At 69.5% G+C, this 12,127-nt stretch carries 9 protein-coding genes; 2 read left to right on the top strand and 7 right to left on the bottom strand.

The window, feature by feature from the left end:
* The coding region (locus BM204_RS22445) for an HNH endonuclease signature motif containing protein (protein ID WP_177223711.1) at positions 1-501 on the top strand (501 nt) is incomplete at its 5' end.
* A 14-nt stretch (positions 502-515) separates the two neighbouring features.
* Here BM204_RS22445 and BM204_RS00010 read toward each other — a convergent pair.
* Positions 516-1,595: a mannose-1-phosphate guanylyltransferase gene (locus BM204_RS00010; RefSeq protein WP_091109371.1), complete on the bottom strand. Its 1,080-nt coding sequence runs from the start codon at positions 1,593-1,595 to the stop codon at positions 516-518.
* A gap of 51 nt (positions 1,596-1,646) precedes the next feature.
* Here BM204_RS00010 and BM204_RS00015 point away from each other — a divergent pair, with 51 nt between their 5' ends.
* Positions 1,647-2,372 (top strand): TIGR03089 family protein, encoded by a 726-nt coding sequence (locus tag BM204_RS00015; protein WP_091109373.1) that lies wholly within the window; start codon positions 1,647-1,649, stop codon positions 2,370-2,372.
* A gap of 40 nt (positions 2,373-2,412) precedes the next feature.
* Here BM204_RS00015 and BM204_RS00020 read toward each other — a convergent pair whose 3' ends face one another.
* From BM204_RS00020 to glf, 6 genes are all read right to left on the bottom strand, one after another.
* Positions 2,413-5,202: an FG-GAP-like repeat-containing protein gene (locus BM204_RS00020; RefSeq protein WP_091109375.1), complete on the bottom strand. Its 2,790-nt coding sequence runs from the start codon at positions 5,200-5,202 to the stop codon at positions 2,413-2,415.
* Positions 5,203-5,418: 216 nt separating this feature from the next.
* A complete protein-coding gene (locus BM204_RS00025) occupies positions 5,419-7,173 on the bottom strand; it encodes an N-acetylmuramoyl-L-alanine amidase (protein WP_170259053.1) in 1,755 nt (584 codons plus the stop codon).
* Between the two features lie 57 nt (positions 7,174-7,230).
* Positions 7,231-8,034, bottom strand: coding sequence for an ABC transporter ATP-binding protein (locus BM204_RS00030; protein ID WP_091109378.1), 804 nt, complete (start codon positions 8,032-8,034; stop codon positions 7,231-7,233).
* Complete coding sequence (locus tag BM204_RS00035; protein WP_170259052.1) at positions 8,034-8,921, bottom strand: ABC transporter permease; 888 nt, start codon at positions 8,919-8,921, stop codon at positions 8,034-8,036. The genes BM204_RS00030 and BM204_RS00035 overlap by 1 nt, the downstream gene beginning before the upstream one ends.
* Entirely contained in the window at positions 8,914-10,917 is a 2,004-nt protein-coding gene (locus BM204_RS00040; protein ID WP_091109381.1) for a glycosyltransferase, read from the bottom strand. Before BM204_RS00040 ends, BM204_RS00035 begins: the two co-directional genes overlap by 8 nt.
* On the bottom strand, positions 10,914-12,122 hold the full coding sequence (glf, locus tag BM204_RS00045; RefSeq protein WP_091109383.1) for a UDP-galactopyranose mutase: 1,209 nt from the start codon (positions 12,120-12,122) through the stop codon (positions 10,914-10,916). The genes BM204_RS00040 and glf overlap by 4 nt, the downstream gene beginning before the upstream one ends.
* Positions 12,123-12,127: the final 5 nt, after the last annotated feature.

Below are 12,127 nucleotides of genomic sequence, written 5' to 3' on the forward strand. Positions count from 1 at the left end.
TACGTCCACCTCGACCACGACGTCATCGAAGGCCGCGGGCTCCTCGCCCACGACGAGGCCGGCCACACCCTCCTCGCCGACCGCATCCGAGAATGGCTCGCCCGCGACGACCGCCACATCACCATCCGCCCCGTGATCAACCTCAACGACCACTGCAACGGCAGCGAAGACACCGGCCACCACGGTCACCAGGGGCCAGACCCCTACGTCCCCACCTTCCTCACCGCCGAGAAAGTCCGCCTCCGCAACCCCACCTGCGTCTTCCCCCACTGCACAAAGAAGTCCAGGTCCTGCAACCTGGACCACCTCACCGCCCACACCAGGACCGGCATCACCTGCGAATGCAACCTCGCACCCCTGTGCCGACATCACCACCAACTCAAGACCCACGCCGGCTGGCGATACCAACAACTCACCCCCGGCACCTTCCTCTGGCAAGAACCCCACGGCCAAACGATGCTCGTCACCCCCACCGGCACAAGAGACCTCACCGACCCCTGAGGTGCTCGGGCAGGTCAGGTCAGCTCGGGTCTGGTGGCCTTGAGCTCACCCACGATCTGCTTCACGTCCTGGGCGCGGGCGCGGGTGGTGACCAGGAGGGCGTCGGGTGTGTCGATGACGACCACGTCGTCGAGCCCGATCACGGCGATCACCTTGCCGCGCTGGGGGATCACGAGACCGCTGGCGTCCAGCATCCGCACCAGGGAGGGATCCCCGAGGACCGTGGCACCAGTGGCCGTGCCGTCCTCCAGCAGCGTCGCGAGCGAGTCGAAGTCGCCGATGTCGTCCCAGCCGAACGACGCCGGGACCATGACCACCTTCCCGGCGGCCGCGGCAGGCTCCGCGACGGCGTGGTCGAGGGCGATCTTGGGCAGGGCCGGCCAGCGTTCCTCGAGCAGCGAGCGGTCGGCGGCGATCTCACGCAGGGTGGCCGCGAAGGCCGGGTCGGAGGCGGCGAGCAGGTCCAGCAGGACGGTCGGGCGGACCACGAACATCCCGGCGTTCCAGCGGAACTGTCCTGTGGCGAGGTAGTCCTCCGCCACACTCACCGATGGCTTCTCCACGAACTCGCGGACCGAGCAGGCACCCGGGTGGTCCGGGAGCGGGTCGCCCAGGTGGATGTAGCCGAAGGCTGAGGAGGGGAAGGTGGGCTCGATGCCGAGCGTTACCAGCCACCCGTCGAGGGCGACCCGGACCGCCGTACGCACGCAGTCGCCGAAGGCGTCCACGTCGCCGATGACGTGGTCAGCGGCGAAGGACCCCATCACCGCGTCGGGATCCGCCTGCTCCAGCAGGGCCGCGGCCAGACCGATGGCGGCCATGGAGTCGCGGGCCGACGGCTCCGCCAGGATCGCGTCGCCACCGAGGGCGTCCAGCTGCTCGGCGACCGCGTCGCGATGCCCACGGCCCGTCACGACGAGGAACCGCTCCTCGGCCAGGGGCGCGAGTCGGTCGTAGGTCTCCTGGAGCATGGATCGCCCACCGCCAGTGAGGTCGCGCAGGAACTTCGGCGAGGAGGACCGCGACAGCGGCCACAGGCGCGTGCCCGCCCCGCCGGCCGGGACCACGGCCCAGAAGTGCTCGATGGCAGTCATGGTGCGGAGCCTAGTAAGAGTCGGGGTCCGGGGTTGCGGAACACTGGTCGAGTGACGACGACCTTCGCAGCAGTCCTGGCCGCACAGCTCCGCTCCGAGCCCGGGCGGCCGCTGGTGACCTTCTACGACGACGCGAGCGGGGAGCGCACCGAGCTGTCGGTGACGACCTACGCCAACTGGGTCGCCAAGGCGGCCTCGTTGCTGGTGGAGGAGCTCGACCTGGAGCGGGGCGACACCCTGAGGGTCGATCTTCCGACGCACTGGCTCGGACCGGTCTTCCTCGGCGCGGCCTGGACCGCGGGCCTGGTGGTGGTCGACGAGGAGGACCCCGACGCGGTCGTGTGCGGCCCGGACACCCTGGGTCACTGGGCCGGGCGGGCCGACGACCTCGTGGTCCTCGCGTGCTCGCTGCGGCCGATGGGCGTGCGGTTCGCCGACGACGTGCCCGCCGGGGTCCACGACGTCGGCATCGAGGTCTGGTCGCAGCCCGACTCGTTCATCCCGTGGGACCCCTCGCAGCCCTCCGACGACGCCACGCGCCTCGGGGGCGTCACCCTCACCCAGCAGGAGCTGTGGGAAGCGGCCGCCGCCGGGACTCTCATCACGGTCGGCGGCCGCCTCCTCTCGGTGGCGAACCCGGCTTCCCCGCCGGGGATCGCCATTTTCGCCGAGCCGCTCGCGAGGAGCGGCTCGTTGGTCCTGGTCCTCCACGCCGAACGGGAGCGGCTCGAGGCGACGTACGCCGCCGAGCGCGCGACCGCTCGCTTCCCTGCGTGATGACCAGGAGTCCTGGGTGCCCGGGCCTGCCGGGTCTGGGTCAGCCGGCCAGGTCGTAGTCCAGCAGGTCCTCACCGAGGAATCGGCGGGCGCCGAAGCCGGTGGGGGTCATCGGCACGACGTAGAGGTAGCCGAGGCGCTTGTCCCGCACGAGCAGGTCGCCGTGGCCCACGAGGCTGATGTCGCTGATGCCGACCACCCAGTCGTACGGCGCCAGGTCGAGCCCCAGCTGCCGGCTGGTCGTGAGACCGCCGGGGCCGTTGCCCGGGTAGAGGCGCAGGCCGGTGCCCGTTCGGAACAGCAGGTCGGGGGCGCCGTCGGTGTCGTGGCGTCCCACCGGGATCTGCTGGCTGGCGTCGATGCGGCGGTAGGCGACGTAGCTGTCCTTCAGCCCGGCCGTGCCGCTCCCGGGATAGATCCGCAGGTCGCCGCCGACGGGCTGGCCCATCAGGTCCGGCCAGCCGTCACCGGTCATGTCGCCGACTGCCGCGAGGAGCCCGACCTTGCCGAAGCCGGGCGCGAGGCCGCGGACCTTGCCGAACCCGCCCCTACCGTTGCCCAGACGCAGGAAGAGCGCGCCGTTCGCCTTGTTGCGGGTGATCATGTCGCCCATGCCGTCGCGGTCCCAGTCACCGGCGTTGAGCACCAGGTCGGCGTTGGCGAGGTCGACCCCGGTGGGGATGGGCTGCCCGAGGTCGAAGCCACCGGTGTTCGCCAGCAGCACCAGCGACGTGCCGCGGCGGGCCACCAGGTCCGCGGCGGGCGTGCCGCTCAGCTGGGTGCCGGTGATGGCGCTGACGCCCTTGGTGCCCGTGATCGGGCCGAGCGGATGGCCGTAGGCGCCGCCACCACGGCCGGGAAGCACGTAGCCGAGCTGGTTGTCGGCCCGTCGTACGAAGAGGTCGGGCACGCGGTCGGAGGTGAAGTCGCCGAGGCCGGTGATCGTGTCGAACTGCTTCCAGGCCGGCGTCAGGGCCGTGCGGGCGGTGAACCCGATGCCGTTGCTCCCCCGGTGCAGCCAGGTCTTCCCGGTGCCGGCCTCACGACCGATCAGGTCGACCTCGCCGTCGCCGTCGACGTCGGACGCACCGACGAGCAGGTCGTAGCCGGACCAGCCATTGCGCAGCGGCTGCCGCACGAAGGCGCCCGTGCCGCCGCCGAGGTAGGCGTCGAGCCGGCCCGTGGCGGTGTCGCGGGCCACGAGGTCGTTCCTGCCGTCCAGGTCGAGGTCGCCGACGGCGGTGACCAGGTCGTGCCCGGCGAAGAGTCCGCTCGTCTGGACCGCCTCACCGAAGCTGCCGGAGCCGGTGCCGGGCAGGACGCCGGCCTCGCCGTCGGTGCCGCGCACGAGCAGGTCGCCCGTGCCGTCGCCGGTCAGGTCGGTGGACGCCACGACGGTGTCGATGGACCCTACGCCGGTCACGACGGTCTTCGCAGCGTCGAACGCCGTGAGGCCGCCGGTCGGCAGGACGTAGCCCATCTTGTCGCTCGCGCTGCGCACGATCAGGTCGGGGTGAGGAGTGGACGCGACGTCCGACTCCAGCTCGCGACCCGACCACCCACGCTGCGCCGAGGTGGCCAGCTCCCGGATGCGGCCGATCTTGGCGTAGAGGTAACGCCCCGGGCAGGCGGTCGAATCAGCGTCCCGGTGGCCGTTGATCGCCTTGAACGTCGAGCGACCCACGACCTGGCTGGGCGAGGAGGCGTCGACGCCGTGCAACGAGAGCTTCCAGGCGAAGAGCGCGCCGTAGGCCTGGACCATGACCGCCGGGGCCTGGGCCGTGTCGAAGTTGCCGATGGCTGACATCGCGAAGGAATACTCGTTGTAGCCGAGCGTGTGCGCACCCACCACCGGACGGTCGACGCCGCCCGCGCGGCCCTCCCAGATCCGACCGAAGCGGTCGACGAGGTAGTTGTAGCCGATGTCGCTCCAGCCGCGGGACTCGGTGTGGTAGGCGTAGATGCTGCGCAGCAGACCCGGCACCTCGGCCTGCGTGTAGTCGTTGGCATTGACCGTGTGGTGGACGAAGCCGGCGTGCACCTCGAAGTAGCTCGGCGAGCCCCCGTCCCTCATCCGCTCGTCGGCGCCCCACTGGGCGCGGGAGTAGATCACCGGCTTGGGCGTGAACGCCCCGGCGCGGAGCTCGGTCGCGTCGAGCTCGCGGGTGTCGATGGCCGGGGCCTCGACGGCGCTGTCCTCGGCCTGGCCCGGGTCGATGACCGCGAGGCGCAGGTCGGCCGGCGCAGGGCCATCGGGGGTGGTCACCCGCACCTGCACCTCCTCGACGTTGCCGACGAGCAGGGCGTCCGTGCCAGGGCGGGCGTGACGCGCCTCGTCGCTGCGCGGGTCAGGGCCGTGCTCGGCGTCGTACGGGACCGGCATCCAGGCGGTCCACGCGTCCGCGGTCTGCGTGCGGACCTCGACCGAGATGGCGCTCTCCTCGAGCTCGAGGCCGTGCGCCCACGTGACACCGACTGCGCCGTAGCCCGTGACGTCCTGGGGCGTGCTCACCAGCTCGCGGCCACCTGAGCGACCCGGCACCACGCGCGCCTGGAGCGATCCCGGGTTGGCGCGGCCGCTCCGCCCGGTCGGGTCGGTCAACGCGTACTCCGTCACGACGGGGTCGACGACACCGACCGGCACCACGGACTTCATCGTGGTCGTGCGGGCGTAGGAGGCCAGCACGCTGACGGGCTGGTCCTGCCCCGGCTCGCGATGCACGACGTCGAGCGACACCAGGTTCGCGGCCGGCGTCAGGGCTGCCAGCACCAGACCGAGAGCCAGCAGCTGCTGGCAGGCGGTCACGAAACGAGCCTTGTTCGAGGGCATCTTGGGCTACTCCAGTGCGAGGGGAAGAGTCACACAAGGCGCAACTTTCACACGCGTCACAGGCACCGGGGAAGAGGAAGTGAGTAACTACAAACGTGTAATTTCCAGTCGACACGCCGACGACTTCGAGATTTGTCAAGTTTTTCGCGTCACCTGCGGGCGCGCTGGAGCGGCCGAGGATCGCTCGGGTCACCGGCCAGTACGCCGAGGGGGGGGTCAGCGAGGCGGGATGGTGATCGTGGTCTCGGCGCGCGAGCCGAGAATGATCCCGTTGCCGGGGTAGATGACCGTCACGTTGTAGCGACCGGGCTTGAAGCCCCGGCCACGACCGAAACGGGCCACGCCGGCGCCGTCGGCGAGCGGGACGACCTTGGTGCGGTTGTTGACCTGGACCCGGATCTTTCCCGTGGCCCTCGCACTGGATCCCTCGGGCGGGCTCACCTGGACGTAGATCGTCGCGTAGCCCTTGCGCCCTCCGCGGGTGCGGACGGTCACGGTCGCGGGAGCGGTGACCGGGCCGCTCGCCGGGAGGACCTGGGTCACCGGCTCGCGTCCGGGCGAGGTCAGCTGCAGCCCCGCCGAGAGCACGGTCCCGACGTCGGCGGCCGAGCAGACGTACGACGAACCAGTGGCGCCCTGGATGACGACCTCGTCGCGCGCCCAGGCGTAGGTCCTCGTCGCGTCGCTCGGCGTGTAGGACCCCGGGTCGACGCGCATCGTCTGGCCGATCGCGGGCGTGCCCGACAGGGAGGCGCGACGTGTGACGGCGATCGGCTCGGCCGCGTTGCGGTAGCGGTCGATGACGGCCTGGGTGCGCCGGCGGATCATCGGCAGCACGTCGTAGAGGTTCTGACCGGGACAGGCCGTGTCGTTGGTGTCGCGGTGGCCGTCGATCGCGGGCAGCTTGACCACGCGGGAGGCGCTGTACTTGTCGCTCCCCTCGGAGGTCACCCGCACGAAGCCATCGGCCTTGCGGCCGTAGAGGTCCAGCTTCCAGGCCGCGATCGCAGCGATGGCGTCGATGATCGGTCTGCCCGGCTTGACGAGCTCGAAGTTGCCGATGACTGAAACGCCGGTGGAGGTGTCGTTGAAGCCGAGGGTGTGCGCGCCGCGGACGGCCCTTGCCGCTCCCCCGGCCCGTCCCTCCCAGGTCCGCCCGAAGCGGTCGACGAGGAAGTTGTAACCGAGGTCGGACCAGCCCAGGTTGTGCGTGTGGTAGCGGTACATGCCCCGGATCAGTCCCGCCACGTCCTCCTTGGCGTAGGTGTTGGTGCTGACCGTGTGGTGGACGTGGACCTGCTTGATCGTCTCGTTGTAGCGGGGCGACCCGTCCCGCAGCGACTCGTCGGCACCCCAGCTGCGGCGCGACACGATGGTGGGACGCGGGACCGTGGGCGTCGCGCGGGCCTGGGGGCTCGTCGTACGGCCGCTGGCCTCGGCACCGAGCAGCCCGTCGCCCCGCTCGCGGGCGGGGTGCAGCAGGACCAGCGTGAGGTCGCTGGGACGCCCTCCGGCGACGTGGATCTGGATGCCGTCGGAGTCACCGATCCACAGCAGGTCGGTCCCGATCACGTCGCCGCCCTCCCCGGAGCCGGGGTCCGGCAGGTCGTGGAGGATGCCCGCGGTCTGCCACGTCCCCCAGGTGCCGTCGCGGCGGGACTTGATCTGGATCCGGGGCTCGGCGGTCCCGGTCCAGGTGAAGGCCACCATCGAGTGCGTCGTCGTCGGCAGCTGCGCCGAGCGGAAGCGCCCGCCGGAGACCTGCGGCAGCAGGTCGTCCCCGAGGCGCAGGTCGAGCGCGTCGACCCCGCTCTCGTCCTGGGAGGACAGCTCCAGTCGCCCCCCCGGCCCGCCCGGGGAATCGTTGGAGCCGCTCGTCACCCGGACGACGGCACCCACCGCACCGATGGCGACGACACCACCGGCCATGGCCTTGAGCAGGGGACGGCGGGAAGTCGACTCGGGGGGCATGACCCCCATTGTGAGTCACACGGGTCACTCAGGTCACAACCCGGGGTTTCAGGCGTGTCAGATGTCGGCGCCGAGCTCCTCATCGAGGTCGCCCATGTCGTCGGGGTCGTTGAGGGGGTTCTCGTCCTCGTACTTGAGGTACTTGATCCCGGCGTCGACCGCGCCGTCGAAGCCGACCCGGCCGTTCTCCAGGACGATGACCCGGTCGCACATCTTGCGGACCGAGGCAGCGGCGTGGCTGACGTAGAAGAGCGTGCGACCGCTGTCGCGGATCTCCTGCATCTTCTCCATGCACTTCTTCTTGAACGGGCGGTCACCGACGGCGAGCACCTCGTCAGCCAGGAAGATGTCGGAGTCGACGTGGACGGCCACCGCGAAGCCGAGCCGCGCGAACTGGCCGGAGGAGTAGTTGCCGACCGGGGCGTCGAGGTGACGACCGATCTCGGCGAAGTCGATGATCTGGTCGAACTTGCGGGCCGTCTCCTGCTCGCTCATGCCGAGGACGGCGGCGTTGAGGTAGACGTTCTCCCGGCCGGTGAGCTGGGGGTGGAAGCCGGCGCCGGTCGCGATCAGCCCCGCGATGCGTCCGCGGGTGAGCACCGTTCCGGAGTCAGGCTTCATGATCCCGTTGACGAGCTTGAGCAGGGTGCTCTTGCCCGAGCCGTTGAGGCCCATCAGCCCGATCGACTCGCCCTGCTTGACCGTGAAGCTGACGTGGTCGAGGGCGTTGAAGGTGTCGCTGAGGTCGCGGCCCTTCACCAGCGCCACCGAGACCTGCTTGAAGGTGCGGTGGTAGCGCAGGGTGAAGGCCTTGGTCACGTCGTCGACGACGATCGAGGTGTCCTTCGGGTAGTCCGCCATCAGAGGCGCTCCGGGATCTTGTTCTCGAGGCGGGTGAAGACCAGCTGCGCGACGACCAGCACGATCAGCGAGCCACCGAGGGCGATCACCCCGCGCGTGAGGAGGTGGTCGGGCATGTGGACCAGCGCCGTGACTGTCGGGTCGTCGGTCGTGCCGGTCCAGAAGGCGCGCTGCATCAGGAGCACGCCGTCGGCGATCGGGTTGGCGAGGTAGAGCTCGGTGTGCCCTGCGAAGCGCTCGGCGACCAGCGTGTAGGGGTAGATCATCGGCACCCCGAACCGCACGAAGTTGGTCAGGATCGACACGGCGCTGGAGAAGTCGCGGAAGAACACGTTGGCCGTGCTGAACAGGAGCGCCAGGGCGGTGCCGAGCACCATCACGATCCCCAGGGCGAGCAGCCCCGCCGTCATGCCGACCAGGTCGGGCGACCACCCGGTCACGAGACAGGCGACGAGCAGGATGATCAGCTGGGGGCCGACGTGGAAGAGCGAGACCAGCATCGAGGCCACGGGGAACATCTCGCGCGGCAGCGCCATCTTCTTGACCAGCGCCTTGTTGCGCACGATCGAGCGCGTGCCGGCGTTGAAGGTCTCCACGAAGAAGTGCACGACGATCAGGCCGGCGAAGACGTGGATCGCGTAGTTCTCGGCGCGGCCGGCCATGCCGATGAGCTTGCCCATGATGAACCAGTAGATGAAGAACTGGGTCAGGGGATTGATGTAGGACCACAGCAGCCCCAGGAACGAGCCCTGGTAGCGAGCGCTGATCTCGCGACGCACCAGCAGCCGCAGGAGGTAGCGGCGGCTGAAGACGCCGAGCAGACCGTTGGAGGCGGAGGGTGCGACGAGGGGCTGCTCGGAGACGGGGACGTGCCCGGTGTCAGTCATTGCCACCCTGGTCATCAGCCTGCGTCCACGGCTTGAAGGTCTCCTCCCACGCCTCGGGCGCCGTGACCGAGCCGAGCTCGTCGCGGTAGAGCTGGGCCAGCGCGGGCCACTCGCGGCGGTAGCGCTCGTGGATCTCCAGAGTGCGCTTCATCAGTTCGCGGAACTTCACATGGTCGCGCTGGTAGAGCGCGGCCGACGTGCCGTCGTTCATCGAGACGATCGCGGAGTCCAGGCCCGCCAGGCGGTACCACTTGGCGTCCATGGCCGGCACCTCCGCCTCGGGGTGCGCGCGCGACAGGTCGCGAGGGGGCTTGAGCTGGCGCAGCGGGGCCAGTCCGGCCGTGATCAGCTGCGCGGCACGACCCGGGACCTCCACCCCGGCGCGACCCTTGCGCGGCGGCTTCTTGCGTCGTACGGCGGGGAACGAGTCGTGGTCGACCTGCAGCTGCGCGTCGCTGAACTGCTTGCGGAAGGCGTTGACCTCCCCCAACCTGCCCGGCAGCATCGCGTGCAGCCCGTGCGGGCCTGCGAGCACGTCCTCCATGGCCTGGAGACGCAGCTCGGCCGTGGAGTACTGCATGGAGACGAGGTGCGCGACCTGGTGGTTGAGGCTCTCGCGGATCATCCGGCCACCCTTGGGGTAGGGCGAGTGCAGGAGCGCCGCGATCAAGCGGTTGCGGTGGTGGAAGTAGGCCTGCCAGTCCAACGCGTCGTTCTTGTCGGTCCACGGCACGTGCCACACGGCCGCGCCGGGGAAGGTGACGGTCGGGAAGCCGGCGGCCTTCGCGCGCAAGCCGTACTCGGAGTCGTCCCACTTGATGAAGAGCGGCAGCGAGAGACCGATCTCCTCGATCACCGCGCGCGGGATCAGGCACATGAACCAACCGTTGAAGTCGACGTCGACGCGCTTGTGCATCCAACGGCTGGAGCGCAGGTTGCGGGCGGAGAGGTCCCAGTCGGAGAAGGTGTCGAGCGGCGACTGCCACCAGAAGCGCCACGGCTGGATGATCTCGCCGAACGAGTGCAGCCGCGAGCGGCTGTAGAGGCTGAACATGTGGCCGCCCACGAGCGTGGGTCGGCGGGCCAGGTCACCGAACGTGACGGCCCGGATGATGCCTTCGGGCTCGCAGACGACGTCGTCGTCCATCATCATCGCGTACGTCGCCGTGCCCTTGCGCAGGGACTCGAGCTGTCCGCGGGCGTAGCCGCCGGAGCCGCCGAGGTTGCCCTGCTCGATCATCCGCAAGGTGGCACCCAGTGCGGCCTCCGCGTTCGCGAACTCCGGGGAGTCCACCACCTTGTCGGTGCCCTGCTCCATCACGAAGACGGTGTCGAGGAAGGGGCGCAGCTGCTCGTCCTCGCCGATCTGCTGGAGCAGCTTGGCGCAGAAGTCGGGGCGGTTCATGGTCGTGATCGCGATGTCGACCGTGCCGTGCTGGGCTCGGTCCGCGGGCACGTCGGCGGTCCACTCGGCCGACTCGACGACGACGTCCTCGTCACCGGCGACGACGTTGTACCAGTACCACCCGCCGTCCACGAACGGCTTGAGCGAGAGCTCGAAGACGAACGTGCCGGCGCCCTCGGAGCCCACGGTCGCGGACTCGACGCGCTGGGAGCGACCGTTGGCCATCGACTTGTAGACGATGATGCTCGCCCCGGCGCCGGTCACCTGCACCGTCAGGGAGACCTCGGTGACGATGGTCCACCGACGCCAGTAGCTCGCCGGGAAGGCGTTGAAGTAGGTGCCGAAGGACAGCCGCTCCCCCGACTTCACGCGGAACGCGGTGCGGGACTCGATCTGGTCGGGATGGATGCTGCGGCCCGTCGAGGTCGACTGTCGGATCGCGGCGTTGTTGAGGTCCTTGGCCGCCCGGTTGCCGCCGATCTCGTATTTGTCGGCGTCGAGGCGGGCCTCCTCGGGGTCGACGTAGAGCGCCAGGACGTCGAAGTCCCGGTCGAAGGGGAAGATCTGTCGTTGTAGGAGTCTCTGGGTCATGCGTCAACGCCTCCGCTGGTCAGTGCCGCGCCGTCAGCGAAGTGCGGCTTCAACTTGTTGTCGACCATGGACAGCGCCGAACCGATCGCCATGTGCATGTCGAGGTACTTGTAGGTGCCGAGGCGCCCCCCGAAGAGGACCATCGGCTCCTTCTTGGCCAGGTCACGGTATTTCAGGAGCTTCTCGCGGTCCTCGGCGGTGTTGACCGGGTAGTAGGGCTCGTCGTCGACCGAGGCGTTGCGGGAGTACTCGTGCACGACGATCGTCTTGCCCGGGAGGTAGGTGCGCTCGGGGTGCAGGTGCTTGAACTCCAGGATCCGGGTCCACGGGACGTCCTGGTCGTTGGCGTTGACCACGCCGGTGCCCTGGAAGTCGTCGACGTCCAGCGTCTCGACCTCGAGGTCGACCGTGCGCCACGAGAGGCGGCCCTCGCAGTTGTCGAAGTATTCGTCGATGGGTCCGGTGTAGACGATCGGGACCTTGCCCTTGAACTGCTCGGCGACGCCGTTGGCGGGATCCAGGAAGTCGGTGTCGAGGCGCACCTCGATGTCGGGGTGCTCCGCCATCCGCGTCAGCCACGCCGTGTAGCCGTCGGTCGGCAGGCCCTCGAAGTCGTCGTTGAAGTAGCGGTTGTCGAAGTTGTAGCGCACCGGGAGCCGCGTGATGATGTCGGCACTAAGCTCGGTGGGGTCGGTCTGCCACTGCTTGGCGGTGTAGCCCTTGATGAACGCCTCGTAGAGCGGGCGGCCGATCAGGCTGATCGCCTTCTCCTCCAGGTTGGTGGCGTCCTCGGTGGCGATCTCGCGCGACTGCTCGGCGATGAGGGCACGGGCCTCGTCGGGGGTGTGGCTCTTGCCGAAGAACTGGTTGATCAGTGCGAGGTTCATCGGCAGGGAGTAGACCTGGCCGCGGTACTTGCCGAAGACCCGGTGCTGGTAGCCGGTGAAGGTGGTGAACCGGTTGACGTACTCCCAGACCCGCTTGTTGGAGGTGTGGAAGAGGTGCGTGCCGTAGACGTGCACCTCGATGCCGGTCTCGGGGTCGATCTCGGAGTAGGCGTTGCCGCCCAGGTGGTGTCGGCGCTCGAGGACCAGGACCTTGAGCCCCAGCTCGTTGGCGCAGCGCTCGGCGATGGTCAGACCGAAGAAGCCGGACCCGACGACGACCAGGTCGGGCAGTGCGGAGGAAGGGTCAGGGGTGGACACGATCG

The organism is Nocardioides psychrotolerans, from assembly GCF_900113685.1.
Classification (GTDB): domain Bacteria; phylum Actinomycetota; class Actinomycetes; order Propionibacteriales; family Nocardioidaceae; genus Nocardioides; species Nocardioides psychrotolerans.